We start from the raw sequence: 25,292 nt of genomic DNA, 5'->3' as shown, positions 1-25,292 counted from the left end.
AGGCCTGATGCAACAACCGACACGCGCCCATCTGCTGGATGATCCCTGGCTGACGCCGTATCGCGACGTGATCCGGCGGCGGGCTGAAGCGGCAACCCGACTGGCCCGGCTGCTCGCCGAGAAGCCGGGGTCGCTGGCCGAGTTCGCCTGTGCGCATGAATATTACGGACTGCACCGCGCTCCCGATGGCGGCTGGATCTTCCGCGAGTGGGCGCCGCAGGCCGTGGCGCTCTGGCTGGTGGGCGACTTTTCCGGATGGGAATCCCGTGACTTTTTCCGGCTGTCACGGTTGCCGGGGCGGGATGTCTGGGAGGCGAGGCTGCCGTCCGACGCGATACGCCACGGCCAGTTTTACCGGCTGGAGATGGCATGGGAAGACGGCCGCGGCGAGCGGATCCCCGCCTACGCGCGCCGGGTGGTCCAGGATCCGGCAAGCGATGTCTTCACGGCCCAGGTCTGGGAACCCCCTCAACCCTATCGGTGGAGACATACATTCCGAGTCCCCCAGCGGGCACCCTTGATCTACGAGACGCACATCGGCATGGCCCAGGAGACCTGCGGAATCGGAACGTATGACGCCTTCCGTCAGAACGTGTTACCGAAGATTATCGATGGGGGGTATAACACGATCCAACTCATGGCGGTCATGGAACACCCGTATTACGCCTCGTTCGGCTACCAGGTGTCGAGTTTCTTCGCCTCAAGCTCGCGCTTCGGGACGCCCGAAGCGCTCAAGGCGTTGATTGACGATGCCCATGGCGCGGGGGTGGCGGTGGTCATGGATCTGGTCCATTCGCACGCGGTGAAGAACGAGCGGGAGGGGCTGTCGCGCTTTGACGGGACGACGAGCCAGTATTTTCACTCGGGTCTGCGCGGCTGGCACGATGCGTGGGATTCGCGGTGCTTCGATTACGGCAAGACGGACGTGCTGCATTTTCTCCTCTCCAACTGCCGCTATTGGCTGGATGAGTTCCATTTCGACGGATTCCGCTTCGACGGCATCACGAGCATGCTCTACATGCACCACGGACTCGGCGTGGATTTCACCGACTACGGGCAGTATTTTGACGCGGGCGTCGATGAGGACGCCTGGCTGTACTGCAACCTGGCCAACCGGCTGATCCACGAGGTGCGGCCCGATGCGCTCACGATCGCCGAGGATGTGAGCGGGATGCCGGGGCTGGCGGCGCCGGTCGCGGAGGGTGGCGCCGGGTTCGACTACCGCATGGCCATGGGCGTGCCGGAGTGCTGGTTCAAGCTGGCGCGGGACGTTCGGGACGAGGATTGGAGCATCGGCTACCTGTGGCACGAACTGACCAACCGCCGTCCCGACGAGCAGACGGTGAACTACGTCGAGAGTCACGATCAGGCGCTGGTCGGCGGCAAGACGCTGCTGTTCCAACTGATGGACGCGGCGATGTACGACAGCATGGCCCGCAATGCGTCAAGCGTGGTCGCAGACCGGGGCGTGGCGCTGCACAAACTCGCCCGGCTGGCGACGCTGGCGACCGCCGGCGCGGGGTACCTCAATTTCATGGGCAACGAATTCGGCCATCCCGAATGGATTGACTTCCCCCGCGAGGGCAACGGCAATTCGTATCTCTACGCCCGGCGTCAATGGCACCTGCGCGACGATCCGGCGCTGCGATTCTCTTGTCTGGGCGATTTTGACCGCGAGATGCTCCGCCTGATCACCGCTGCCGGCGTCCTGGGCGAGACCGTGCCGCGCCTGCTGCACCTCTCCGAAGCCGACAAGGTGCTGGTCTTGGAGCGTGGTCCGCTGCTGTTTCTGTTTAATTTTCACAGCTCACGCTCCGTGAGCGACTATCCGGTGCGGGTGCCCCCCGGGCAATACCGCGGTATTCTGAACAGTGACGAACAGCGCTTCGGGGGCCAGGGGCGCATCACGGCCGATCAGGCTTATCCCCTGCTCACCGAAACGCGCGCGTCCGAATGCGTGTTGCTGGTGAGGGTCTACCTCCCCTGCCGCACCGCGTTGCTGCTCGCCCATCCGTGAGAGAAATGACATTGCTTCTATGAGATGGCCATCCTTACGCGCCTTCATTTCATATATCGGAGGGGGCATCTTACTGCTCGCGCTCCCCCTCCTTTCCGCCTTTCTGGTCGACGCAATCCAGGCGCGGCGTCCGTGCGTATCCGCGACGATTGAAACGGATGAAAGCCCTCTCCCGGACCCGCCGCATCCATCGATCGGGCCGGCTGCGCCTGCCCCGACGTCTCCGGTCGCGCCGAAGACGGACACAGCGGCGGCCCCCGAAAAACGGAATGTGGGACGCGCCTCCCCTGCCGCGGCGGCTTCAGCTACGCCGCCGGGACCCCCTCCCGTAACCCCGCCCCGCGGCATGGATACGCAGACCGACGCCCGCCACTGGTCCGAAACCTTGCGGACGTTCATGGCCAAGGATTTCCAGCAGGCGCTGACCTATATCTTGTCGCTGCCACCCGACCAACAGGCACATGCGGCCCGCATGTTGTTCGATGCCTGGGCCCGTCAGGACCCGGAAGCGGCTGTCCAGGCGGTGCAGCGCCTGCCCGAGGCTGGGCAACAGGCTATGCTCGCTGTCATTCTCGCCCACTGGGTGCGCCTGCGTCCGGAGGCTGCACTCGCCTATCTGGCCTCCTCGAATCAATTTTCACCCGACTTCGGCTGGCAGATTGCGCGTCAAGCCCTCCAGGCACGGACCGATGGCCGGGATCCGCTGGATGAAGCCGGCCAACAACGGATCCTACACTCGGTTTTCTCTTGGCTGAATCACTCCACGCTCACTGAAGCCGCCTATGATCGAGCCATCGCCCAGACGATGGGCATTCTGGCGCAAGACCGGATCGAGGATGCCGTGGCCGTGCTGCTCCGCTATGCCGACAGCGGCCGTATGAGCACCATCACCGACCCGACGGTGTTCGAGCAGATGGCCACCGCAACCAAGATCCTGGGTGTTGTCAGCGGCCTGAGAGACTATGCTGCCGCCGTGGAATGGGGACGCGCGCTGCCCGCCAATTCGGCCGCGCAGGCCTACTTCCTCAGCAACGTGGCCTATGGTCAGGCCAATCAAGGGCTTTTTCCCGATATCTCCTGGCTTGGGGATATGGAACCGGGTGTTGCGCGCGTGCGGGTCATCGCCGCCACCGCCTTGGGCCTACTGAACGCATCCGGAGAAACCTCGCTGGGATCTCAGGTCCGGCGGCAGCTCGATGGCGATCAATTCGATCCTGACGGAATCGCCCGGATACTGAGACAGTCCTCCCTTCCGGACGCCGAGAAGGCCGCGTTGCTGACCGAAATCGCGGGGGCCTTATGAACCGAAGTGCTTGCATCCTTTTCGATGTGTGCAGACAGAGGGTTCAGATTTCAGACCCGAGGCGCCAGCGTCTTTGTTGGCGTTGATCAGCTTTCAACTTTTCGTTTTTCTCACAACAACAAAGATTAGAATTGCTGGGGTGGTGGAGACCGTCGCGCCCGGAATGACGGGATCGAACTTCACCGCCGCGCGAAGCCAGCCGTCAGGCGCATCTTTGCGCGGTGTTTGCAAGAGCCTCTAACTCATGAGAGTGGTTTCATGTCCGGCATCCAAGTGCGGGTTCTGTTGAAAAACGGTGCGGCGGTTGCCTGGCTGGCGGCCGCGCCGGGCTGCTGCTACCACGCGGTGAAGCCCCTGCCCAATGGACTCTCCTACAGCAGCGACCTCCTGCCCGCCTCGGACGTCCGCTTCCTGTACGACCAGACCTACCTCGACGGCGCGGGCGCGCGTCAAACCGACCAGCATATTTTCGACGAGGTCTTCGCCCTGATCGGCAGGGCCGAACACCTGGCGGTGGTCGACATGTTTCTCTTCAACCCGTTCATCGGCGCGGGGCCGCCGCCGAACCGCCACCTGTGCGAGGAACTATCCTCCGCCCTGATCGCCCGCAAGCGCGCGGTTCCGGATTTGCTGGCCGTGCTGATCACCGATCCGGTGAACACGGTCTACGGCGGACTCGAAGCCGGCCACCTGCTGCGTCTGCAAGAGGCCGGCGTCGAGGTCGTCGTCACCCGGCTAGACCGGTTGCGCGACAGCAACACGGCTTGGTCGGGCGTGTGGCGGCTGCTCTTCAAACCGTGGGGCAACAGCAGCACGGGCGGCTGGGTGGCCAACCCGTTCGGCGATGGCAAGGTGACCGTGCGAAGCTGGCTGACGCTGCTCAACTTCAAGGCCAACCACCGCAAGGTGGTGGTCGCCGACGCGGGCGGCGAGCTGTACGCCCTGGTCACGTCGGCCAACCCCCACGACGGCAGCAGCGTCCACTCAAACGTTGGAGTCGTCTTCAACGGTCCGGCCGCGCGGTCGGTCCTGGAGTCCGAGCAGGCGGTCCTGAACATGAGCGGCAGCCGGGTTTCGTTGTCGGGCGCGGCACCGGCCGACCCGGCCGGCGCGTGGGCGGACCCCGCGCCGATAAACGCCGTCCGGGTACAGGTGGTGACGGAGGAAGCGATCGCCGACGCGGCCGAAGCCATGATCGGAGCGGCGGGACAGGGGGACTCGCTCGACCTGGTAATGTTCTATCTCGCCGACCGGCCGATCCTCCGCGCCCTGAAGGCGGCGGCGCGTCGCGGCGTGGCGATGCGCGTGGTGCTCGACCCGAACAAAGACGCCTTCGGCCGGGAGAAGAACGGGATGCCGAACCGGCAGGCGGCGCGCGAGCTGGCCGCTGCGGGCGTTCCCGTCCGCTGGGCGGTGACCCATGGCGAGCAGATGCACGCCAAGATGCTGCTGGTCAAGAAGAGCGACGGCACCGCCGACCTGCTGACCGGTTCGGCCAACTTCACCCGCCGGAACGTGCGGGACTACAATCTGGAGACCGACGTGCGGGTCTCGGGCCCCGGGGCGGCGCCGGCGCTTACGGGAGCGGCCGCCTACGTTGACCGGCTGTGGACGAACGCCGACGGCCGCGTTTTCACGACCGGCTATAAAGCGTTTCGGGATGACTCCCGCTGGCGCGTGTTCCGCTACCGCATCCAGGAGGCCACAGGTCTCTGCACCTGGTAGAAGAAATGGGGAGACCCATCGCTACTCGCCCCCGCCATCCACTCGCCGGAGCACGTCCTGCACCACCAGGCCAGCCAGGTGGAAGCCGAAGATGCCGGTGATGTGCACAAGCGAACCGTTGATCCGGGCCTTCTGGCCGCACCAGACATCGCTCTTCGCCCCGTCTCGCCCGATTTCCGAACAGAGGCAATTTCCTGTGCCACAGGCCGATTCTTCGCCCCGGTTGGGGAAGTGTTCTTCGCTGAAGAGACAGAGGCAATCCCCCGAAACCTGGCGTTGGCGCAACCCCCGCCGTACCGCGCGGGCCAAGGCGCATCCCGAGGTCTTCCAAATGGACGCGACGCGAATTTGGGCGGGGTCCAGCTTGCAGGCGGCGCCCATGGAGGAGTAGACGCGGGGTCCGGCGGTCATGGCCGTGGCCAACAGATCGATCTTGCACGCCAGACTGTCGATGGCGTCAATCACATAATCATAGGCGTTCAAGGTGAACCTGTCGCGGGTTTCGGCGGAGTAGATCTCCGCCCGAGCCTCGATCGCAGCTTGCGGATTGAGGGACACCAGCCGGGTTAGCAGCTCATGAACCTTGACCTGTCCGACATTCGCGGCGGTTGCCTGAATCTGACGATTGACATTGGTCGCGCAGATCACGTCATTATCGACGAGGGTCAGATGTTGGATGCCCGTTCGGACCAAGGCTTCGGCGCACCAACTGCCAACGCCACCGACGCCGAAGAGAATGACACGGGTGCTGGCCAACTGCTCCAGGACCGACCGGCCCAGCAACAGCTCCGTGCGATGAAAGAGGGCGGATCGCGGCGAGGGTCCTTTCACCCGCGTTCACTCCCACACATAATCGGCCTCCCGAACAGGATGCCGTCCGTCCGCTGATTTCGGCGCGACCTGCCGGAAGGCGCTGACGGCGGGGGGTTTGGCGGGTTCAGGCCCGACCGGCACCGGCTGGGTTTCCGGTTGCGGGGTTACGGCGGAAAGCTTGGCGGCCGGAGAGGGCGCAGGGATCGGTCGATTGACTATTTGGGGTGCCTCGTCCTGGACGAGAACCTCCCGCGATGGTCGCCGGCGGCGGGACAGGATTCTATAGCAGGCGACAGCCGCAACAACTAAGATCAGCAGGCCGACGCCGACGCTGATTTTGAGAATCGGAAAGGTTCCGGCTAGGGTCATGAGACCTCTCGGGATGAGCGGTTTTCGGGCGGGCTCGCGCTGGCGAGAGTGAGTTCGGAAGTGTCTGGCGACGCGCGCACAAATCCGTGGCCGTCCTGAATGGCACACGCGATCGGCCTCGACAGGTTATTCGCCTGACCGATATACTTGATGACACTCAGGCAGCGCTCCGACTGATTCACATGATCGAGGTTGATCGAGACCGAACACAGATCCTCGAGATGGTTTTTCAGAATCAAGGCGTCATGGGAAACCGGTTTGGGTAGCGTCATCAGGACCGTAACGCCGATCCGGTCAAGGGCGTGGATGAACGAATAAATATGATCCTCCAGATGCGAGACCGGCTGGATCGCCACCCAGGGGAGGACGGTATCCAGGACCACACGCCGGATTGACTGAAGCTCGATCATGTCCTGAAGCTCATCGAACGCCTGCGGGGGGAGCATGATATGGCTGCTGGCGACTTTATCGGTGATAAACGCGCCATACTCCAGCAGCGTGAGCTGGTCGGATGCCATGGCTGCGGCGAACGGCATGCCGAACCGCTCCGACATCTTGAGCGTGTCGGCCACACGGTTTTCCGACAGAAGCAGGGCGCGGTCGCCCTCGACAAGCGCCTGATTAATGAAGTGCATCCCGAAGATGGACTTGCCGCTCCCGGCACGGCCGTGACACAACGTCTGCCAGCCGCGGTAGACGCCGCCGAACACGTCGTCAAAGAAAGGTATGCCAAGCCGGGTTTTCGTATTCATGAACCCCTCGCCAAACACGGTTGCGAGTCATCAGGCCATGCTTTTAGTTGAATGCGGTTTGCAGGATGCGGCGAATAAACGTCAACTCAAACGGTTTGCTCAGAAACGTGGTGATGCCAGAGGCGGTTGCGCATTCATTCAGCTCTTGCGACGGCGCGCCCGAGATGAGCACGACCATGCGCCCGGCCGCAGTCTGGGCGAGTTGCTGTATCCAAATCTCGGGCGGCGGCGAATCGGGAAGAAAGATGTCCGCGATCACAAGCTGGCAATCGGGATCCGCCAGCTTCTCGAGTCCGGCCATGGCGGTTGCCGCGGTGACGGGTTCGTGTCCCAGACGGCGAATCAGGGTCGCTAAATAATCGCGTATGACACTTTCATCATCAATGATTAGAACCGTTCCCATCTCAGAAACTCCTTGCTGTCCTCATCGTCCGACCGGGCGCCAACGTGAAACGAAGCAGAAAGGCGCTGGTAAACTTGAGCATCGAACGTCACAGGGGACACGACGGCTAAATTGTTATAAAAGCGGGTATTACCCAATCGTTCACGCCGGGAAGGATAGCGATTATTTCATCGGCGTCAAGCGGGAAAAAAATCAAGTATGGGTCAGTCACGATTTTTTCATTTATCCTTTCTTCAGCCTTGGCGAGCCGATGACACGTGCGACCGCTTTCGCGGGTTGCCTGACGTCGTTTTCCATCGGATCGGTTCAGGGTATCCGGTTCAGGGGGTGCGTAGAGCGTCCGAATGCGCGACGCGCATTCCGTTCGGTGAGGCTGGCGAGTTCGTCGGTTGCGACGCCGCGGATTGCGGCAAGGGCGGCGAGCACGACGGCCAGATTGGCGGGATGATTGGGCCCCGTGTCGGCGGCAACGGCCGGGACGGCACAGCCGGGACAGAGGACGCCTCCTTGCGGAAACAGATCGGGGCTGTCGGTTTCGACGAGGAGGCGGTCGGCCGGGGTTGCGGCGGCAGCAGCGCGGACGCGGGTTGCGGCGGCATTGCAGAGCGTTCCGGAGAACGAGACAAAACCACCGAGGGCCAGCCAGTCACGCAAAATGTCGCGCGAGCCGCCGAAACTGTGGGCCACAAGCGCGGGGATGCGGCCGGCGAAGGGTTTGACCGCCGCAATCAACGCGCCCCATGCACGCGCGCCATGGAGCACGACAGGCCGGCCACAGGCGGCCGCCAGTTCCAGTTGACGCTGCAACACCGCGCGCTGGATGCCGGGCACTGGCTCGGCCCGAATGCCGTCGAGACCGCACTCGCCCACCGCTGCCTCCGGATGGGCATGAAGCAGCGCGCCGAGGCGGTCATCCCACCCAGCGGGAAGATCGCCTGCCTGCCACGGATGGACGCCCCAGGCGGGAAGGATCAACGGACGGTCGCACACCAGCGCAGCAACTGCGTCCCAGTCATCCGGCGCGGTTGCGCAGCAGCAAAGTCCCGAAACCCCGGCCCGGCAGGCGGCATCCAACGCGGCGGCGCGGCATGCGGCGAGGCGCGGATCCTGAATGTGTGTGTGGGCATCAAACATGGCGCTCTACGGATCAGGGATCAGGGGTCAGGAACTGGCGGGCGGTGAGCCAATCCCGCACGGCTTCGATCGGCAGTCCCATGATGTTGGCATAGGAACCGGCATGGCCGTGAATCAGCAAATCCCCGTTCTCGTCAATGTCGTAGGCGCCAGCCCGGTCGAGCGGTCGGGTGCGAAGCAGGTAGCGCTGGATCGTCTCATCGTCCAGTTCCTTGAAATGAACGGCCGAGGCCTCGACCCGGATGTCCGGGGCCGTTCCCGGCAGCGAGAGGACGACGGCCGTGTAAACGGTTTGCGTGCGGCCGGAGAAGGCCCGCAGAAATTCAGCCGCCTCTCCCAAGTCGCGGGGCTTGCCGATGAGCCGTCCGTCAAACCAGACCAGCGTATCGGCCGTAAGGAGGCAGGCATCGGGACGCAGCGTGCGGCAGGCGGTGTGTTTCGTCACGGCGTTGTGCACGACAGTGCCCACCGGATCGGCCGCGTCATGGATCTCCTCGGTGTCCGCGACGACCACCTCGAAATCAAGTCCCAGCCCCCGCAGCAGCTTATGCCGCCGCGGCGACGCCGATCCGAGAACCATTGGCATACGCGTCTTCATACGCTCCGCTTGCTCACCCCGGGGTGCTCACCCGGATCCCCCGTTCCCGTCTCTCACACGCGGGACAATCGGAAAGCCGGCCGGGCCGCCGCATTCCCCTCCCCCACCCGCTCACCCCGCCCTCACAACCGACGCCCCGGCGCTGGGGCGGATCAGGCGCACATCGCACGGTTTGCCGAAGGCTGCGGCATAGGCGTTGGCCAGGGCCGCACCCGCTGTCTCGGCGTCTCTCGGATGGACGAGGACGACCACGCTACCGCCAAATCCGCCGCCGGAGAGGCGCGCGCCCATCACGCCGGGGATCTTGCGCGCAGCCGCAACGAGGCAGTCCAGCTCGGGACAGGAGTTCTCAAAATTCACCCGCGAGCTTTCGTGCGATTCGAACATGAGCTGACCGAAGCGAACGAGGTCGCCTGTCGCCAGCGCATCCGCCGCAGCCAGCACCCGCTCGTTCTCGCCGATCGGATGCGCGGCGCGGCGCGCCACCCCGTCGTCCAATCCGCAGCGATGCGTCCGCCACTCCTCCATGGACACGTCTCGCAGCGCCCGCACCGGATGCGGCAAGACCCTGGCAAAATGGTCGCGCGCCTCCTCGCAGGCCGCCCGGCGACGGTTGTACTCGCCGTCAACCAGCGCATGCCGAGCGTGGGTGTTGCACATCAGGAAGCAGGCATCCTCACCCAGCGGGACGTTCTTCACGGCGAAGGTTCGGAAATCGGTCTCGACCAGCATCTCCTCCGCGCCGAAAAGGGAGGATATCTGGTCGAGGAGCCCGCACTTGACGCCGGCAAACCGATGCTCCGCGGCTTGGCCGATCTTGGCCAGATCAAGCCGGTCAATCGTCCTGCCATAGAGCCGGGCCAGCGCCAGACCCGAGGAGATCTCCAGGGCGGCGGACGACGAGAGGCCCGCTCCGAGCGGGATGTTGCCGAGAAACAGGCCGTCAAACCCGCACGGGACAGCCGCCCGCTCGCGCAAGCCGGCGAGCACCCCCTTGACATAATTCGACCAGGTGTCGCCGGTCGACGGCGCGGCGCAAGACGCGTCAAAGGCGACCTCCTTCATCAGGTCGCCCGCCACCAGCCGGCACGCCCCGGTGTCGCGGCGGGCCGCCGCAAAAAAGGTGCCGAAGTTGATGGCGGCTGAACAGACAAAACCCTCGTTGTAGTCCGTGTGGTTTCCGATCACCTCAATCCGCCCGGGGGCATAGGCCACCACCTCGGGATCGCGGTTGAAATGCGCGCGGTAGCGACGCAACAGCTCGTCATAGATGGCTTTGTTTTTCATAGTGCTGGGGAGCGTTGGGGGTGAACGATGGATGACGCCGAAATCAAACATTCCATCCGATGACTGGCTACGAACCGGTTGGGGCGTGCGAGCGGCAGGCAACGCCCGCCTCGGCGAAAAGCGCCCGTGTCTGCTCGTTGAAGGCGTAGTTCCCGCCGTAGACCACTTCCCGGATGCCCGCGTTGATGATCATCTTGGCGCACGTCAGGCAGGGGCTGATGGTGACATAGAGGATGGCATCCTTGGTGCGGACACCGTGGTAAGCCGCCTGCGTGATCGCATTCTCCTCGGCATGGGAGCAGACGCATTCAGCGAGCGCCGAACCCGATGGGGCATTCGAGGCGCAGCGGGCGCAGCCGCCCTCGCAACAGTTGCGGATGCCGCGCGGGGTGCCATTGTAGCCGGTGGAGATGATGCGGTGATCCGAGACTGCCACGGCACCCACCTTGCGGCGGCTGCAGTTTCCGCGGCTGGAGACCACGCGGGCGATGTCCATGAAATAGGTGTCCCAGTCGGGACGGGTGTCGGCGGAGGTGTCTGCAGGAGTTGTCATGCCGCATAGTTTAGCCTGTCTCGCGGTCAGACGGCAAGGGAAGTTCGTCGGAGGTCAGCAATTCCAATTATGGTCGTCAATATCGGGATCCAAATTGCTGGTCGGCGGTGTAAAAGGTTAGCGAATTCTCATTGGGCGTGCGGGGCTGGGGGGTATTGCAATCAGGCTCGTAATCACGTTCCAAATAACCTATATTTACTCTTTTGATTCACCTCCCGCGAGGTGCGTCATCCAGGGGTTACATGAAGAAGATCAACGCATGATCGCTTCTGCGGCTCGTCGGAGCAGTCGCCGAAGTCGCCCTGGAATGCGTGGAAATGAATTGGGAGTGTCGCCATGGATCTTCGTCGCACAACAGCCGCCGACCTCATTGCCCTCCGTCCCGCTCACGACGCCTTCGTGGGGGTGGATTCCGACGGTTGTGTGTTCGACACCATGGATGTGAAGCAGAAGAACCATTTTCATCCCCTCATCTGCTCGTTCTGGGGGCTGGAGCGCATCGAGGCACAGGTGCGCGCCGCCGCCGAGTTCGTGAATATCGGCTCGAAAACGCGCGGCCAGAACCGGTTTACCAATCTCCTGCTGACCTTTGAGCTGCTCGAAACGTGGGACGTCGTCCGCGCATCCGGCGTGCCGCTACCGCGCACCGGGGCGCTGCGGGCGTACTGCCAGTCGGGACTGCCGCTTGGCAACCCGTCGCTGCACGCCGAGGTTGCCCGCAGCGGCGACCCGGACCTGACGCGCGTGCTGGAGTGGAGCCTCGCGGTCAATGCCGACATTGACACCCGGATGGCGCCGACGCCGCCCTTCCCGTGGGCGCTCAAGAGTCTGGACCGGATTGCACGCGCCTGTGACGCGATCGTGGTGTCGCAAACCCCCGAAGAGGCCCTGCTCAAGGAGTGGCACCACCACGGCATCGCCGATCGGGTTGCCGCGATCACCGGTCAGGAGGTCGGCTCCAAGGCCCGCCAGATCCGGCTCGCCACCGATGGCCGCTACCAGCCCGGCCGCGTGCTCCTGATTGGGGATGCGCCGGGCGACCTTGCTGCGGCAACCGAAGCGAGCGTCCTCTTTTATCCGATCCTCCCCGGCCGCGAAGACGCCTCCTGGTGCCGGTTCCACGATGAATCCTTCGACCGCTTTCTCGCCGGAACCTACGCAGGCGCCTATGCCGGGGATCTCACCCGCGCATTCCTCGACGCCCTTCCCGACACGCCGCCCTGGCAGAGCCCCGCCTCGCGCTGCTGAGCGCGGCGGAGGGGGTTGTGCACGCGCCTCACTCGTCCCAGACGCCGTCAGCGGCCATCTGCTGCCGCAGGTTCTGCTTCATCGTGGGGCGGTGGCCGAAGAGCAGCGAGCCGATGCGAATCCACGTGGCGCCTTCGCGAACCGCCGCTTCAAAATCGTTGGACATCCCCATGGACAGACGGGGCAGGCCGATCGCGAAATCACGCGCCAGCCGATCACGCAGCTCACGCAGCCTGGCGAAAAACGGGCGCGTCTGATCGGGGTCCGGGCAGAACGGCGCGAGCGTCATCAATCCGACCAGCGTCAGCGCGCGGCACGCCAGCGCGCGCTCCACCACCTGCGCCACCGCGTCGGGCTTGATGCCGAACTTGCTCGCCTCGCCCGAGACATTCACCTCCAGCAGAATGTCGGGGCGCACGCCCGCCTCATCGGCGGCGTCGTCAAGCTGTTCGACGAGCCGGGCCGAGTCGACCGAGTGGATCGTTGAGAAGACCCCCAGGGCGGGCCGGATCTTGTTCCGCTGCAGGTGGCCAATCAGGTGCCAGTCGGGACCGGTGACGCACTGGGGAATCTTGAAGGCCGCCTCCTGCACGCGGTTCTCGCCAAAACGGCGGATGCCGGCCGCCCACGCCTCGGCAACCACCTCGGGACCGAACGTTTTGGTGACCCCGATCACCTCGACCTCGTCCGGGCTCCGCCCCGACTGTTCGCAGGCGCGCGCGATCCGCTCCCGGATCTGTTGTAAAATTGTCGCAATGCTGTCCGACGTGTTTTCGTCCATACGCTTACGCCACCTCCTGGCGCCCCCCAAGCGCCCGCTTGAGGGTGAGCGGGTCCGAATAGCCGACGCCGCTATCGGCGGGAAGGCCGAAAGCCAGGCGCGTCACCCGCACGCCACGGGCGCGCAGCCGTTCGGCGAGATAGCCGGCGGTGGTGTCGCCATCGAGATCGGTGCTGAGGGCCAGAACCACCTCGCGCACGCCCCCGGTCTGAACACGGTCCAGGAGTGCCTGAATGCGGAGCTCGGCCGGGCCGGTCATCCGCGCCGGCGATAGCTTGCCCAGCAGCGCGTGGTAGCGGCCGCGAAAGCCGCCCGAGCGCTCGATCGCGAGGATGTCGCCCGGCTCCTCGACCACGCAGAGGATTTCGGGATCCCGCCCCGAGCCCGTGCAGAGCGGGCACGGATTGACGTCGGTGGTGGTGAAGCCGCCACAGACATCGCAGCAGCGCACCCGTTCACGAGCGGCGGCCAGCGCGGCGCTCAGCTCGTCGAGCAGATGTTCCGGCCTCCGGACAAGCGCCAGCGCCGCCCGCTCCGCCGAGCGGCGTCCAAGCCCGGGCAGCCGCGCCAGGCTCCGCACCAGATTGTCCAGCGGACCGATCATGGCGTTCAGCCCAGGCCCCCGAACATGCCGGCCATCCCCGAATCCTTCATCAGCTTGCTCATCGCCTCCTGCGTCTGCTTGCGCACCCCCTTGAGCGCGGCGTTGACCACGGTGTGAAGCATGGTCTCAAAGCGCTCCGGCTTGCCGGCGGCCACCTCCTTCAGCGCCTCGGGGGTGATCTTGATCGAGAGGATCGAGAAGTCGCCGCGCGCCACGCAGGAGATGCCGGCGTTGGTGTATTCAAAGGTGATCTTTTCAACCTCTGCCTGAAGACGCTTCGCCTCTTTGCGCATCTGCATCGCCTGCTTGACCTGTTCGAGCATATTGGCCATGGGAATCCTCTTGCTAACGGTTCGTGAATAGGCGACCCAACGGGGTCGCCCGGTAATGGACGCGGGAGAGCATACACAACGCGCGGACGAATTGCAATTCCTACGCTTGTTTCACGGACGAATTAGCGGTATGATGCTCGCCGTTCTTTATCCGGATTGCGTTATCGCATGGAAACAGACATGACCTCGAACATCCCGCCCAAGCAAACGGTCACCGGTTCGGCAGGCGCGCCGACACCCGCCTTCGACCCGTCGTACGCCGGCCTGCCGGAGCAACCGGGCGCCCTGGTCTCGATTCACAACGCCGCACTCCACGCCACCCCCGACTCGTTCCCGGTACTCAAGGCGTTTCAAGACTATCTGGAGACCGAACGGCAGCGCGCGCGCCAGCGGCTGATCCTCCTGTCCGCCTTTTTCGCCGTCCTTTTGATCGTGGTCATGGTCGGATTGATCGCCATCGGCGTCTCGATCTATGGCGACCTGTCGGCCAAGAATGACAAGCTGTTTTCGGTTCTGATCGATCAGCGCACGGCGCCGGCAGCGCCGATTCCCGCTGCCACCGACCCCGCCGCTCTGGCTCGGGCCATCGAGGAACAGATCGCGGCCCGGCTGGCTGCGGGCGCCAGACCCGAGCCCGACGCATCGCCGGCGATCGACCCCGCCGCTCTGGAACGCATCATCGAAGCACGGGTCACCGCCAGGCTGGCCGCCGCCCAGTCGCCCGTCCCGGAACCCGTGACGGCGGTTCCGCAATCGTCGGCCCTGGACGAGATCAAGGCCACGCTGGCCGCGATTCAAAAAGAGAATGAGGCGCTTCGTGCACAGCCCGCGTGGCCATCCAGCATCGGCCCGCTCGTCCCGCGCTCAGCGGTCGAGCATCTGAATCCGCCTCCCGTCGCCGAATCGCCGCCGCCGATCCCGACCCTCCCGGCACCCGCACCCCCGTCGACGGTCAGTGCGTCGGCGCCCCTGCCGGCCGCCGCCGCTCCGGCGGTCACCCGGAAAATGATCGAACAGCCTCCGGAAGCGGTCGCTCAGGCTTACCAGTCATCGGGTGACCGTCTCACGGTGGGCATCCCGGGGAAGCATGCGGAAGAACCGATCCCGTGGCGGATCGTTCTGCCCAAGCCTTGAAACGACCTCACGTGAAAACGCGTTTCCTTCAGAAAAGGGCCGCCGTCATGACTCATCCGATCATCACCTTTGGCAACGCCGCTCTGCGCCGGGCAGCCCGGACTGTTCCGGCCATCACCGATGAAATACGGCGGCTCGCCGCCGACATGATCGAAACCATGCACCAAGCCAGCGGCGTCGGTCTCGCTGCGGCGCAGATTGGCCGCGAAGAGGCGGTGTGCGTCATCGACATTCCCCCCGACGCCGAGAAGCCGATGTGTCGCGCCTTCAACGCCGCGATCCCCATGCCGATCGTGCTTGTCAATCCCGAGGTCCTCGCCACCGAGGGGAGCCAGCGGAACAACGAGGGATGCCTGAGCTTCCCCGATATCAACGCCCTCATCTCCCGCCCCAACCAGGTGACCGTCACCTTCCTGGCGCTTGACGCGTCACGCCAGACCCTCACCGTGCAGGGGCTCCTCGCCCGGGCCCTGATGCATGAGATTGACCACCTCAACGGCGTCCTGCTGGTCGACCGCATGTCGCAGGTTCAGAAACTCGCCGTCGCCGGCAAGCTCAGGCGCCTCAAACGAGAGGCTCAGCACGCATGAGCAAGCAGGCGGCACGAACCATGCGCATCGACCTCGCGGCGGTGGCGGCGCCGGGTCCACGCCGGGCGACGCGGCGGTCCGACACGGTGACGACCACCGCCTTCTCGGCGAAACGGCATGACCGGTTGGATCGCGACACCCCTTACGATCTGCTGTTGGAGAGTGTCTACGACGCCGTGCTGATCACCAACCGCTATGGCCGGGTGATCGATTTCAACGGCCGCGCCGCCGATTTCTTCCTCGCCGACGAGGATCGGCTGCTGGGACTCCCGGTGTGGAATCTGCTCTCCGGAGCGGGCGAAGCGCTGGTCGACACCATCCACTCCAACCTGTTGAGCCACAAATACACGCTCATCGAGGCCATCTGCCTGCGGACGGATGGGACCTCGTTCACGGCCGAGATCGCGGTCAACAGCCTGAATCTCGACGAGGAGGGGCACCAGCTCTGCTTCTTCGTGCGCAATATCACGGAACGCAAGCGGGACCAGGAGGCGCTTGAGAAAGCGGTCGAACGCCTGCAGGCGCATGATCGGGCTCGGATGGAATTTGTCTCGAACGTCTCCCATGAGCTGCGCACCCCCCTGACCTCGATGATCTACGCCGTCAACAACATGCTCCGGGGCGTCGTGGGGCCGCTCCCCGAACGGGCTGTGATGTACCTCGAACGGCTCGGATCGGACTGCAAACGGCTGCTGACGACGGTGAACGACATCCTCGACCTGCGCCAGGTGGAAACGAAAACCCTCACCCTGACCCTGGCGCGGGCACCCTGCACGACGCTGATTCAGGCTGGCGTGGAGACCCTGCGGGTCCAAGCCGACGCCAAGCATATTCGGATGCGGGTCGACATGCCGCCGGCTGAGCTGTTTTGCACGTGCGACGCCCAAAAGATCGAGCGGGTCATGATCAACGTCGTCGGCAATGCGGTCAAATTCTGCGGCGACGATGGCGGGCAAATCACGGTTTCGCTCGCACGCGACCCGGCGGATTCCGGGTTTGCGCTGATCACCGTTTCCGACACCGGGGTGGGAATTCCGCCGGATGCGCTGGCACGGGTCACGCAGCGGTATTTCCGGGTCGGCGACCATGTGACCGGATCGGGACTGGGGCTCGCGATTTCGCGCGAGATCGTCGAGTTGCACGGGGGCTCGTTGCACGTGGCCAGCCCGGTTCCTGGATCGGACTGCGGCACGGCCGTGACCATCCGTCTGCCTCTGGCCGCCGCCCCCGCCGTGGCGATTTTCTGCATGACCGCAGATGTGGCGCTGATGCTGGAGGGGCAACTCGCGAACCGCGGGTACCGCGTCCACAGCGCCCGCTCCCTGGACGACGCGCTGCGCCTGTGCGCCACGCAGGCGGCCGACATGCTGGTGTTCGAATGCTGCTGCGGACAGGATCCGAATTCCGAGACGCTGCTCAAGCTGCGAAACGATCCGCAGACTCAGCGGACGCCCGTGCTGGTGATGTCGCGCGATGAGATCTCGAAGCCCTGCCGAGAGATGCTGCGCCGACTGGCCATACCGGTGCTGCCGGTGCCGTGGAACGAGGCGGATCTCGCCGGACGCGTCCTCTGGGCGTTTTCCGGCCGCACGCTGATCAGCCTGGGCGGATCCATTCCCACGTCAGGTGGTTGACGGCCAGGGCATAGAGCGAGGCGACCAGGTCGTCGAGCACGATGCCGGCGCCGCCGGGCACACGCTCGAGCCTTCGCGCGGGCGGCGGTTTGATAATGTCGCAGACGCGCGCAACAACGAAACAGAGCGGCAGCAGGATGAGCCCGTGCTCTCGCACGGGGAGCCCGATCAGGCAGATGGGAAACAACATCCACTCATCGGCCACGATGCGCCCATCGTCCTTCGTGCCGAAGATCTTCTCGGCGGCATCGCAGATCGGAACCGCCAGCAGCGTCAGCCCCGCCGCCAGCGCGGCCTGCCACCACCACTGCTCGTGAAAACCAGCCGCCCACCAAACGATCGGCAACGCGACCAGCGTGCCGATCGTCCCCGACGCCACAGGCGCGTAACCGAATCCGAAACCCGTGGCCACCGCCACAATCAGCCGCTCATTCATTCGCATGGTTCACATCCGCTTGAACGCCAGACCCGTGTGACGCGTGCGTCGCCTGGCTCCGCACCCAGAAAACAAAAAAACCGGGGTTCCGTCGAACGGTCCCCCGGTTTGTCGCAGTGACAGGCTCGATTATTCCTTGTCGAAGCCTTTGCCGGCGAGATACGCGATCACCTTGCCGACGGAGGTCAGCTTCTCGGCGTCCTCATCCGGGATCTCCGCCCCGAACTCCTCTTCGAACGCCATGATCAGTTCCACAGTGTCCAGCGAGTCGGCGCCGAGATCGTCAATGAACGACGCCTCGGGTGTGACCTGCTCGGCATTGACGCCCAATTGCTCGACGATGATTGCCTTGACCCGTTCTTCCAATTTGTTGGCCATGATATCATTCTCCTCGCACTCGTCCGTTTATCGCGACAGGATCGTTCCCGCCGCGCTTTGTCACATTGACATTCCACCGTTCACGCTCAGAACCTGACCCGTCACGTAGGACGCGTCATCCGATGCGAGAAACGCCACCGCATTCGCCACATCCTCCGGTGCGCCGAAGCGCCCCAGTGGCGTGTTGGCCAGCATTTGATCACGCACTTCCGTCGGAAGGGCGTCTGTCATCTTCGAGACAATAAACCCCGGCGCGACCGCGTTCACGCGGACACCCCGTGATCCCAGCTCCTTCGCCAGTGACTTCGTCATGGCGATGAGGCCAGCTTTTGAGGCAGCATAATTGCACTGACCGGCGTTCCCGATCAAGCCAATAATGGAGGCGATTTGAATCATCACCCCCGAACGCTGCTTCATCATCAGCCGGGCCGCAGCCCGCGAGAACAGGAACGCGCCCTTCAGATTGATCTGCAGAACCAGATCCCAGTCCTCGTCGCTCATCCGGATCAACAGCTTGTCCCGGGTGATCCCGGCGTTGTTGACCAGAATGTCGATCCGGCCGAAAGTCTCCACCGCGCGCGCCACGCACGCTTCAACCGAGTCCTTGTTGCCCACGTCGGTCACCACCGTCAACACCTTGCGTCCAAGGGCGGTGATAGACGCGGCACACTCCTCCAGCGGCTCCGGCATCACATCGCAGAGCACCAGATCGGCGCCATCCCGCGCGAGCGTCTCAGCGATGATGCGTCCAATACCCCGCCCCGCGCCCGTAACCAGCGCGATCTTTCCATCAAACCGTCCCATAGTGTGTTCCTTTGTTGTGGGTGAATCCTGTGATCTTCGTCCGGCGTGCGGCTCAGGCCGGCGGCGTCAAGGCGTCGAGCGACGGCACGTCCTGGATGTTCGCCACAGCGAACTGCTTGTCAATCCGCTTGATCAGCCCCGAGAGCACCTTCCCCGGGCCGAATTCAGTGAAATCGGCGACGCCCGCCGCGCGCGCCGTGCGCACGCAATCGAGCAGCCGCACCGACTCGGTCACCTGCCGCAGCATGAGCGCCTTGATCGCTTCGCCGTCCGCCGGGTGCGGCTGCCCCGTCACATTCGACAGCACCGTCATCCGGGGCGTCCCGAACGGCACCGTCTTCAGGAAGCCGGCCAGTTGCTCGCGCGCCGGAGCCATCAACGGCGAATGAAACGCCCCGGCCACCGCCAGAGGCACCGCCTTAAGCTTCATCTCGCCTGCCAGTCTGGCCGCATCGGCGATGCCCGCCTTGGCGCCGGAAAGCACCACCTGGGATTCCGAATTGATATTGGCCTGGGTCACGCCGGTCGCGCTGCAGAGGGCGTCGAGCTGATCGGCCGTGGCGCCCATGATGCTCACCATGCCGCCCTCGCGCGCGCCGCAGGCCTCCTGCATGAAGCGCCCGCGCGCTTCCAGCACCCGCAGCGTCTCGTCAAAGCCCAGGACACCCGCTGCGTGCAGCGCCGTCCACTCGCCCAGACTCAGCCCGGCCGTCAGATCAAACCGGGCCTCCGGAAACCGGGCCTGATACGCGCGGAGGCAGGCCACGCTGACCACAAAAATCGCCGGCTGACAGACGTTGGACTGCGTCAAAGCCTCGATCGGCCCATCGAAACACCGGGACTTCAGATCAAAGCCCAGCACCTCGTTCGCACGGTCAAAAATCGAGAGAATCGCCCCGTCTGCAGCGGCCAGATCCCTGCCCATGCCAACGTATTGCGCGCCCTGCCCCGAAAAAACGCTCGCTTTACCCACGTCTTAAACTCCTTCGCTAAACACGCCCGATCCCGCACGTGCGGCATTCCCGCACGGAATGCCCCGAGACCGCGCAAAACCTGATTCGACAAAAGAGACGCTTGATAATGAGGCTCTTGCAAAACCCCCCGCAACGCTGCGCCTGACGGCTTGCGTCGCGGGGCGTTTTGTAAGTTGAAGAGCCGCGTCGCCCAACGTGGACTCGTCTGACTTTCCAACCAATGCCCCATCGTTTTCTGCGCGGCAGCATACCACGCCCACAACGAACAAGAGTAGTGTCGCACATTCCAAGGCATTTGTCTACCCCCCCCCATTTTTTATTAAAATAGTTGTATCTTTTTGCTGCGCAATATGTTATAACTTATCCGTCACTCAAAAGAACGGGTGTGGACACGCAGAAAGGAGACTTGCGCATGCAGAACACGCGACAGCAAAACCCAATGGGCCAGTTGTGGAGCAGCATCCAGTTATGGCTCTTCCCAGTGCTGGAGGACGAAATCGGAGCGCTCGACGACAAGCATCGGCAGTTCGTGGCCGTCTGCGAACTGTGCGCTCCGCAAGATCACATCGCGACCTACCGATGGTGCGGCAACGGCTGTCCGCCCAGTGATCGGTTAACGCTGTGCAAGGCGTACATCGCCAAAGCCGTGTGGAACTTCGCCACCACCCGCGACCTGATCGACGCCATCCGCCACCGTCCGGCCCTGCGTCGGTTGTGCGGCTGGGAGTCACTTGGCGAGGTGCCCTCTGAGGCAACCTTTTCGCGCGCGTTCGACGCCTTCGCCCGCGACGACCGGCCGCAGCAGATTCACGAGGCCATGCTCAAGACGCACTATGGTGAGAAGCTCGCCGGACACGTCAGCCGCGACGCCACCGCGATTCACGCCCGCGAGAAGGCTGCGGCCAAGCCGAAGGCGAATGCCGATCTCAAACGCGGCCGCCGCCGCAAGGACGAACCTCCCGCTCAGCCACCGGAACCCACCCGGATGCAACGTCAACTCGAACGCGATTTGAAGGCGAATCTGGCCGATTTGCCAACAGTTTGCGACTGGGGCTGCAAGAAAAACAGCCAAGACAAGACCGAATGCTGGCGTGGGTACAAGGCCCATCTGGACGTGATCGACGGCGATATCCCGGTCAGCTTCATCCTCACCTCCGCCAGCCTGCATGACAGCCAGGTCGCCATTCCCTTGGCGCAGATGACCGCCGAACGCATCATCAACCTCTATGACTTGGCCGACGCCGCGTACGACGCCAAGGAAATTCGCGAGATGTCCGCGCGGCTGGGGCACGTGGCCATCATTGACCACAATGCGCGGCGGGGAGAAAAGATCGAGTTTTCCCCGGCAGAGTCGCGGCGCTACAACGAGCGCACGGCCGTCGAGCGGGTCAACAGCCATCTGCATGAGGAACACGGTGGACGGCATGTCCGCGTGCGCGGCCCGGTCAAGGTGGCGGCACACCTGGCCTTCGGCTTGCTGGTCATCGCCGCCGAGCAGATGCTCAGAATGCTCGCCTGAACCTGATCGAGTCGGACTCCGACCTCGGCAAACCCGCCCGCGACAGGGCGAGGACGGCGGCGCCTGCCCGAAAACGGCCGAAACCCGCAACGATGGCCCTGTCGAGTCCGTTTGTTTAGCGTCGGACCCGCCGCTTCAGCAAAAAATCTTACAAAACCTCTCGGACGCAAGCCGTCAGGCGCAGCGTCCGGGGGGTTTTGCAAGAGCCTCACCCAATAAGACGTGATATGGGAAGCAGAGAAAAGGGCGTTTGCTTTCTTGCCTCTAAGGCCGGTCATGTGCGACAATACGCACTTTAGCCCCTTGATCGGTATGATGAGACCGCGCGGGCGGGGCTCCAGACCGGGCGGGTGAAAGGATTTTTTAACATGGCTATTGCCATCGAGGACGTGATGACGCGCCTCGACCAGTTGCGCGAGGGACTGGTAGAGATGCGAGGTTATCTTTGACATTGCCAACCGTCGCGAACGTTTAAACGAGCTGGAGGCTCAGGCCGCGGTCCCGGAATTCTGGAACAATGCCGCGGCGGCGCGGGATGTGATCGGCAAAACCAACCGCGAACGGGCGTTCGTCAAGCCGTTTGACGGGCTGTGCCTGGCGATCGAGGATGCCGCGCTGCTGATGGATCTGGCGCGTGCCGAGCCGGATGAGGCGGCGCGCGACCAGGCGGTGCAGGAGGCGGCCGACGCCGCGGCCCGCGGCGAAGCGATCTTCAGGAAACTGCGGATGCAGTCGCTCCTGGGCGGCAAGCTCGACGCCAGCAACGCCTTTCTCACGATTCATTCCGGCGCCGGCGGCACCGAATCCTGTGACTGGGCCGACATGCTGTTCCGCATGTACCGCAGGTATTGCGAGGACAACGGCTACGAGCTCGAGGTCATGGACAGTCAGGCGGGCGAGGAGGCGGGGCTCAAATCGATCACCTTCGCGGTGCGGGGGGCCTATGCTTACGGGTATCTCAAGGGCGAACGGGGCATCCACCGGCTGGTGCGGATCAGTCCGTTCGACTCGGCCAAGCGCCGTCACACCTCGTTCTGCTCGCTCGATGTGATCGCCGAGCTGGAAGACGACGCCGACGTGGAGGTCAACGAGGATGATCTGCGGGTCGACACCTACCGCTCCGGCGGTTCGGGCGGTCAGCATGTGAACAAGACCGACTCGGCGGTCCGGCTGACCCACCTCCCGACCGGCATCGTCGTGGCCTGCCAGAACGAGCGCTCGCAGCACAAAAACCGGGCGCGGGCGATGAGCATCCTCAAGGCCAAGCTCTACGAGCTGCAGGCCGACCAGCAGCGCCAGGAGATGGAGCGGTTTTACGGCGAGAAGGGCGAAATCGCCTGGGGCAGCCAGATCCGCTCCTACGTGCTCCAGCCGTACACGATGGTCAAGGATCACCGGACGGACGAGCAGACATCGAACGTGCAGGCGGTGCTGGACGGCGCGCTGCAGCCCTTTATTGACGCGATGTTGCGCCTGAACGCGACGAAGCAGGCGGGGTGACCGCCGGGTCGCGGGATTACCGCATGAACAGGAGAGACGCATGACGTTTGAACACGCCACAGAGGTTTTGCATCATCACGGGCAGGGGCATGTGCTCCGCTTCTGGGATCGGCTGGATGGGGCGGCGCGCGAGGCGCTGCTCGCGCAGATCGCCACGCTCGATTTTGAGAGCATCGCCCGGATGCGGGAGATGCTGGCGGCGGGCGGCGGCGCGGGGGCGGCGGGCGCGCCGCAGCCGGCCGACGTGGTGACGCTCGACACGGCGGCGCGGGCGGCGGCCGTGGCGCGGGGCGAGGCCGAGCTGCGCGCGGGGCGCGTCGGCGTGCTGCTGGTGGCGGGCGGACAAGGCTCGCGCCTCGGCTACGACGGCCCGAAGGGCGCGTATGTGATCGGGCCGGCGAGCGGCGCGACGCTCTTCCACTATCACGCGCGCAAGGTGCTCGCGCTGTCGCGGCGGCACGGCGTGCGGGTGCCCTTCTACATCCTGACGAGCGACACCAACGACGCGGCGACGCGCGCGCATTTCGAGGAGCAGGGCTTTTTCGGCCTGGCGCGCGAGGATGTCTTTTTCTTCATGCAGGGGATGTGGCCCGCGCTCGACGCCTCCGGCCGGATCATTTTGGATGCGCCCGGCCACATCTTCATGAGCCCCGACGGCCACGGCGGCACGCTTTCGGCGCTGGCGGCGAGCGGCGGGCTGGCCGACATGGAACGCCGCGGCCTGACCACGGTCTTTTATTTCCAGGTCGACAATCCGCTGGTGGAGGTCGCCGATCCGGCGTTCATCGGGCTCCACCTGCTGGAACACGCCGACATTTCGATCAAGGTCTGCGCCAAGCGCGAGCCGCAGGAGGGTCTGGGTGTGGTGGTGATGCGCGACGGCCGCTGCGAGATGGTCGAATACTCCGAGCTGACCGACGAGCAGAAGCATCGGCGCACGCCCGACGGCGGGCTGGTCTTCAACTATGGCAGCGTGGCGATCCATGTTTTCAGCCTCCCCTTCCTCAGACAGGAGGCGCTCCGTCCCCTGCCCCTGCATCTGGCGCACAAGAAGATCCCGTTCTGCGCCGATGACGGCACGGTGGTCAAGCCGACGGCCAACACCGGTTACAAGTTCGAGAAATTCATCTTCGACGTGCTGCCCGACGCGAAGCGGGTGGTCAATTTGGCCTTTGATCGCGCCGATGAATTTTCACCGGTGAAAAATGCCTCCGGCCCCGACTCGCCGGAAACCTGCCGCCGCGACCTGCAGGCCAAATGGGCGCGCTGGTTCGCGGCGGCGGGCGTGACCCTCGCGCCCGCCGCAGCGGGCGGGTCGGCGCTGCCGCTGGAGATCGATCCGGCGTATGCGCTGGACGCGGAAGAGCTGGGGAGAAAAGCTGAAATGCTGAAATGCTGAAATGCTGAAAGCTGAAGAGAAAAGCTGAAACGCTGAAATGCTGAAAGCTGAAAGCTGAAATGCTGAAATGCTGAAAGCTGAAATGGGGAGGAACAGATGAGACCGGTAGCTATCATTATTCGTGACGGATGGGGGCTCAATCCCCGCGAGCTGGGCAATGCGGTGTTTGCGGCGCAAACGCCGAACATCGACCGGTATCGCACGCGCTACCCGTGGACACGGCTGGCGTGCAGTGGCGAGGCGGTGGGGCTGCCCGAGGGATATCAGGGGTCGAGCGAGGTGGGGCACCTCAACATGGGGGCGGGGCGGGTGGTCATCCAGGAGCTGAAGCGGATTGACGACGGCCTGAGCACGGGCGAGCTGTTCCGCGCGGAGAAGTGGCAGGCGCTGATGGCCCAGTGGCGGAAGAACAAAAGCCGGCTGCACCTGCTGGGGCTACTGCAGGACGAGGGGGTGCATGCTCATCAGGAGCATCTCTTCAAGATCATGCGCCGCGCGCGCGAGGAGTTCCCGCAGGGCGAGATCGTGATCCATCCCTTTTTGGACGGGCGCGACACCCCGCCGCGGAGCACGCTGGAATACCTCGGCCGGCTGGAGATCGAAATGGCGGCGGTCGGCCACTGCCGCATCGGCACGGTGATGGGGCGCTACTACGCCATGGACCGCTCCAAGAACTGGGCGCTCACCGACACGGCCTACCACTGCCTGGTCTGCGCCGAGGGGCGGCGCGAGGCTTCGGCCGTCGAGGCGGTGCGCACGTCGTATGCGGCCGACCGCACGCCGGACGGCCAGGAGATGGGCGACGAATACATCCCCTGCTGCGTGATCGGCGACTATGCCGGCATGGGCGACGGCGACGCGGTGATGCACACGAACTACCGGCAGGACCGCGCCATCCAGCTCACGCAGGCCTTCGTGCTGGACGGCTATGCGGGGAAACGCAAGGCGCGCCCCCGGGTCGCCTATCTCGGCTTCACCCGCTACTGGGACGAATTCACCGAGTAC

26 protein-coding genes are annotated in these 25,292 nt (G+C 64.4%); 11 read left to right on the top strand and 15 right to left on the bottom strand.

Translation table 11 applies throughout. The features are described from left to right. Positions 1-34: 34 nt before the first annotated feature. The 3 genes from FJ222_04530 to FJ222_04520 all read left to right on the top strand — a co-directional run bounded on the left by FJ222_04530 (position 35) and on the right by FJ222_04520 (position 5,045). Entirely contained in the window at positions 35-2,017 is a 1,983-nt protein-coding gene (locus tag FJ222_04530; GenBank protein MBM4163691.1) for a 1,4-alpha-glucan-branching enzyme, read from the top strand. Between the two features lie 346 nt (positions 2,018-2,363). Then, positions 2,364-3,320 (top strand): hypothetical protein, encoded by a 957-nt coding sequence (locus FJ222_04525; GenBank protein MBM4163690.1) that lies wholly within the window; start codon positions 2,364-2,366, stop codon positions 3,318-3,320. Between the two features lie 258 nt (positions 3,321-3,578). Then, positions 3,579-5,045, top strand: coding sequence for a phospholipase (locus FJ222_04520; protein MBM4163689.1), 1,467 nt, complete (start codon positions 3,579-3,581; stop codon positions 5,043-5,045). 21 nt (positions 5,046-5,066) lie between these two features. Here the strand turns inward: FJ222_04520 and FJ222_04515 are convergent, their stop codons facing one another. The 8 genes from FJ222_04515 to FJ222_04480 all read right to left on the bottom strand — a co-directional run bounded on the left by FJ222_04515 (position 5,067) and on the right by FJ222_04480 (position 10,954). Beyond that, positions 5,067-5,876, bottom strand: coding sequence for a tRNA threonylcarbamoyladenosine dehydratase (locus tag FJ222_04515; GenBank protein MBM4163688.1), 810 nt, complete (start codon positions 5,874-5,876; stop codon positions 5,067-5,069). Positions 5,877-5,882: 6 nt separating this feature from the next. After that, positions 5,883-6,227, bottom strand: coding sequence for a hypothetical protein (locus tag FJ222_04510; protein ID MBM4163687.1), 345 nt, complete (start codon positions 6,225-6,227; stop codon positions 5,883-5,885). Then, positions 6,224-6,979 carry a hypothetical protein gene (locus tag FJ222_04505; protein MBM4163686.1) on the bottom strand — a complete coding sequence of 252 codons (756 nt, stop codon included), beginning with the start codon at positions 6,977-6,979 and terminating at the stop codon, positions 6,224-6,226. Before FJ222_04505 ends, FJ222_04510 begins: the two co-directional genes overlap by 4 nt. A gap of 43 nt (positions 6,980-7,022) precedes the next feature. Beyond that, positions 7,023-7,382, bottom strand: a complete 360-nt coding sequence (locus tag FJ222_04500; protein MBM4163685.1) for a response regulator — start codon at positions 7,380-7,382, stop codon at positions 7,023-7,025. A gap of 306 nt (positions 7,383-7,688) precedes the next feature. Further along, on the bottom strand, positions 7,689-8,516 hold the full coding sequence (locus FJ222_04495; GenBank protein ID MBM4163684.1) for a TatD family deoxyribonuclease: 828 nt from the start codon (positions 8,514-8,516) through the stop codon (positions 7,689-7,691). Positions 8,517-8,529: 13 nt separating this feature from the next. Then, complete coding sequence (gene maf, locus FJ222_04490) at positions 8,530-9,114, bottom strand: septum formation protein Maf (protein MBM4163683.1); 585 nt, start codon at positions 9,112-9,114, stop codon at positions 8,530-8,532. A 111-nt stretch (positions 9,115-9,225) separates the two neighbouring features. Then, on the bottom strand, positions 9,226-10,452 hold the full coding sequence (gene galK, locus FJ222_04485) for a galactokinase (GenBank protein MBM4163682.1): 1,227 nt from the start codon (positions 10,450-10,452) through the stop codon (positions 9,226-9,228). A 16-nt stretch (positions 10,453-10,468) separates the two neighbouring features. Beyond that, on the bottom strand, positions 10,469-10,954 hold the full coding sequence (locus tag FJ222_04480) for a dCMP deaminase family protein (protein MBM4163681.1): 486 nt from the start codon (positions 10,952-10,954) through the stop codon (positions 10,469-10,471). 336 nt (positions 10,955-11,290) lie between these two features. On the opposite strand from FJ222_04480, the gene FJ222_04475 reads away from it, so the two are divergent. After that, positions 11,291-12,202: an HAD family hydrolase gene (locus FJ222_04475; protein ID MBM4163680.1), complete on the top strand. Its 912-nt coding sequence runs from the start codon at positions 11,291-11,293 to the stop codon at positions 12,200-12,202. Positions 12,203-12,230: 28 nt separating this feature from the next. Here FJ222_04475 and FJ222_04470 read toward each other — a convergent pair whose 3' ends face one another. Genes FJ222_04470 through FJ222_04460 form a run of 3 tightly spaced genes read right to left on the bottom strand, consistent with a single transcriptional unit; the run spans position 12,231 to position 13,919 of the window. Continuing rightward, on the bottom strand, positions 12,231-12,983 hold the full coding sequence (locus tag FJ222_04470; protein MBM4163679.1) for a YggS family pyridoxal phosphate-dependent enzyme: 753 nt from the start codon (positions 12,981-12,983) through the stop codon (positions 12,231-12,233). A 4-nt stretch (positions 12,984-12,987) separates the two neighbouring features. Further along, positions 12,988-13,587, bottom strand: a complete 600-nt coding sequence (gene recR, locus FJ222_04465; GenBank protein ID MBM4163678.1) for a recombination protein RecR — start codon at positions 13,585-13,587, stop codon at positions 12,988-12,990. 5 nt (positions 13,588-13,592) lie between these two features. Then, positions 13,593-13,919 (bottom strand): hypothetical protein, encoded by a 327-nt coding sequence (locus tag FJ222_04460; GenBank protein MBM4163677.1) that lies wholly within the window; start codon positions 13,917-13,919, stop codon positions 13,593-13,595. 180 nt (positions 13,920-14,099) lie between these two features. Between FJ222_04460 and FJ222_04455 the strand changes: the two genes are divergently transcribed. Genes FJ222_04455 through FJ222_04445 form a run of 3 tightly spaced genes read left to right on the top strand, consistent with a single transcriptional unit; the run spans position 14,100 to position 17,277 of the window. After that, a complete protein-coding gene (locus FJ222_04455) occupies positions 14,100-15,053 on the top strand; it encodes a hypothetical protein (protein ID MBM4163676.1) in 954 nt (317 codons plus the stop codon). Between the two features lie 47 nt (positions 15,054-15,100). Then, positions 15,101-15,643, top strand: coding sequence for a peptide deformylase (gene def, locus FJ222_04450; GenBank protein ID MBM4163675.1), 543 nt, complete (start codon positions 15,101-15,103; stop codon positions 15,641-15,643). Beyond that, positions 15,640-17,277 carry a HAMP domain-containing histidine kinase gene (locus tag FJ222_04445; GenBank protein MBM4163674.1) on the top strand — a complete coding sequence of 546 codons (1,638 nt, stop codon included), beginning with the start codon at positions 15,640-15,642 and terminating at the stop codon, positions 17,275-17,277. Before def ends, FJ222_04445 begins: the two co-directional genes overlap by 4 nt. Here FJ222_04445 and FJ222_04440 read toward each other — a convergent pair. The 4 genes from FJ222_04440 to fabD all read right to left on the bottom strand — a co-directional run bounded on the left by FJ222_04440 (position 17,240) and on the right by fabD (position 19,868). Next, positions 17,240-17,719, bottom strand: a complete 480-nt coding sequence (locus tag FJ222_04440; protein ID MBM4163673.1) for a phosphatidylglycerophosphatase A — start codon at positions 17,717-17,719, stop codon at positions 17,240-17,242. The genes FJ222_04445 and FJ222_04440 overlap by 38 nt on opposite strands. A 123-nt stretch (positions 17,720-17,842) precedes the next feature. Then, the gene (gene acpP, locus FJ222_04435; protein MBM4163672.1) at positions 17,843-18,091 is read right to left on the bottom strand and encodes an acyl carrier protein; all 249 of its coding nucleotides are present in this window, start codon (positions 18,089-18,091) and stop codon (positions 17,843-17,845) included. 60 nt (positions 18,092-18,151) lie between these two features. Further along, a complete protein-coding gene (gene fabG / locus FJ222_04430; GenBank protein MBM4163671.1) occupies positions 18,152-18,895 on the bottom strand; it encodes a 3-oxoacyl-[acyl-carrier-protein] reductase in 744 nt (247 codons plus the stop codon). Positions 18,896-18,947: 52 nt separating this feature from the next. After that, on the bottom strand, positions 18,948-19,868 hold the full coding sequence (fabD, locus tag FJ222_04425) for an ACP S-malonyltransferase (GenBank protein MBM4163670.1): 921 nt from the start codon (positions 19,866-19,868) through the stop codon (positions 18,948-18,950). Between the two features lie 413 nt (positions 19,869-20,281). Here fabD and FJ222_04420 point away from each other — a divergent pair, with 413 nt between their 5' ends. From FJ222_04420 to FJ222_04405, 4 genes are all read left to right on the top strand, one after another. Beyond that, complete coding sequence (locus tag FJ222_04420) at positions 20,282-21,388, top strand: transposase (GenBank protein MBM4163669.1); 1,107 nt, start codon at positions 20,282-20,284, stop codon at positions 21,386-21,388. Positions 21,389-21,756: 368 nt separating this feature from the next. Further along, positions 21,757-22,888, top strand: a protein-coding gene (locus tag FJ222_04415; protein ID MBM4163668.1) for a peptide chain release factor 2 whose coding sequence is annotated in 2 segments (ribosomal slippage) — positions 21,757-21,834 and positions 21,836-22,888 — 1,131 coding nt in all. Because the reading frame shifts where the segments join, the coding sequence is not laid out codon by codon here. Between the two features lie 40 nt (positions 22,889-22,928). Continuing rightward, on the top strand, positions 22,929-24,287 hold the full coding sequence (locus FJ222_04410; protein ID MBM4163667.1) for a UDPGP type 1 family protein: 1,359 nt from the start codon (positions 22,929-22,931) through the stop codon (positions 24,285-24,287). A gap of 96 nt (positions 24,288-24,383) precedes the next feature. Next, positions 24,384-25,292 (top strand): 2,3-bisphosphoglycerate-independent phosphoglycerate mutase (locus FJ222_04405; protein MBM4163666.1); only part of this gene is annotated, 909 nt, incomplete at its 3' end.

It is taken from the genome of Lentisphaerota bacterium, assembly GCA_016873675.1.
Classification (GTDB): Bacteria; Verrucomicrobiota; Kiritimatiellia; order RFP12; family JAAYNR01; genus VGWG01.
This window is presented reverse-complemented; position numbering and strand designations above follow the sequence as displayed.

What these genes read in the sequence shown, in the direction of transcription:
- FJ222_04525 (MBM4163690.1), top strand. Translation starts at nt 2,364, where the DNA reads ATGGATACGCAGACCGACGCCCGCCACTGGTCCGAAACCTTGCGGACG.
- FJ222_04520 (MBM4163689.1), top strand. Translation starts at nt 3,579, where the DNA reads ATGTCCGGCATCCAAGTGCGGGTTCTGTTGAAAAACGGTGCGGCGGTT.
- FJ222_04510 (MBM4163687.1), bottom strand. Translation starts at nt 6,227, where the DNA reads ATGACCCTAGCCGGAACCTTTCCGATTCTCAAAATCAGCGTCGGCGTC.
- FJ222_04505 (MBM4163686.1), bottom strand. Translation starts at nt 6,979, where the DNA reads ATGAATACGAAAACCCGGCTTGGCATACCTTTCTTTGACGACGTGTTC.
- FJ222_04500 (MBM4163685.1), bottom strand. Translation starts at nt 7,382, where the DNA reads ATGGGAACGGTTCTAATCATTGATGATGAAAGTGTCATACGCGATTAT.
- FJ222_04495 (MBM4163684.1), bottom strand. Translation starts at nt 8,516, where the DNA reads ATGTTTGATGCCCACACACACATTCAGGATCCGCGCCTCGCCGCATGC.
- maf (MBM4163683.1), bottom strand. Translation starts at nt 9,114, where the DNA reads ATGAAGACGCGTATGCCAATGGTTCTCGGATCGGCGTCGCCGCGGCGG.
- galK (MBM4163682.1), bottom strand. Translation starts at nt 10,452, where the DNA reads ATGTTTGATTTCGGCGTCATCCATCGTTCACCCCCAACGCTCCCCAGC.
- FJ222_04480 (MBM4163681.1), bottom strand. Translation starts at nt 10,954, where the DNA reads ATGACAACTCCTGCAGACACCTCCGCCGACACCCGTCCCGACTGGGAC.
- FJ222_04475 (MBM4163680.1), top strand. Translation starts at nt 11,291, where the DNA reads ATGGATCTTCGTCGCACAACAGCCGCCGACCTCATTGCCCTCCGTCCC.
- FJ222_04470 (MBM4163679.1), bottom strand. Translation starts at nt 12,983, where the DNA reads ATGGACGAAAACACGTCGGACAGCATTGCGACAATTTTACAACAGATC.
- recR (MBM4163678.1), bottom strand. Translation starts at nt 13,587, where the DNA reads ATGATCGGTCCGCTGGACAATCTGGTGCGGAGCCTGGCGCGGCTGCCC.
- FJ222_04460 (MBM4163677.1), bottom strand. Translation starts at nt 13,919, where the DNA reads ATGGCCAATATGCTCGAACAGGTCAAGCAGGCGATGCAGATGCGCAAA.
- FJ222_04455 (MBM4163676.1), top strand. Translation starts at nt 14,100, where the DNA reads ATGACCTCGAACATCCCGCCCAAGCAAACGGTCACCGGTTCGGCAGGC.
- def (MBM4163675.1), top strand. Translation starts at nt 15,101, where the DNA reads ATGACTCATCCGATCATCACCTTTGGCAACGCCGCTCTGCGCCGGGCA.
- FJ222_04445 (MBM4163674.1), top strand. Translation starts at nt 15,640, where the DNA reads ATGAGCAAGCAGGCGGCACGAACCATGCGCATCGACCTCGCGGCGGTG.
- FJ222_04440 (MBM4163673.1), bottom strand. Translation starts at nt 17,719, where the DNA reads ATGCGAATGAATGAGCGGCTGATTGTGGCGGTGGCCACGGGTTTCGGA.
- acpP (MBM4163672.1), bottom strand. Translation starts at nt 18,091, where the DNA reads ATGGCCAACAAATTGGAAGAACGGGTCAAGGCAATCATCGTCGAGCAA.
- fabG (MBM4163671.1), bottom strand. Translation starts at nt 18,895, where the DNA reads ATGGGACGGTTTGATGGAAAGATCGCGCTGGTTACGGGCGCGGGGCGG.
- FJ222_04420 (MBM4163669.1), top strand. Translation starts at nt 20,282, where the DNA reads ATGCAGAACACGCGACAGCAAAACCCAATGGGCCAGTTGTGGAGCAGC.
- FJ222_04410 (MBM4163667.1), top strand. Translation starts at nt 22,929, where the DNA reads ATGACGTTTGAACACGCCACAGAGGTTTTGCATCATCACGGGCAGGGG.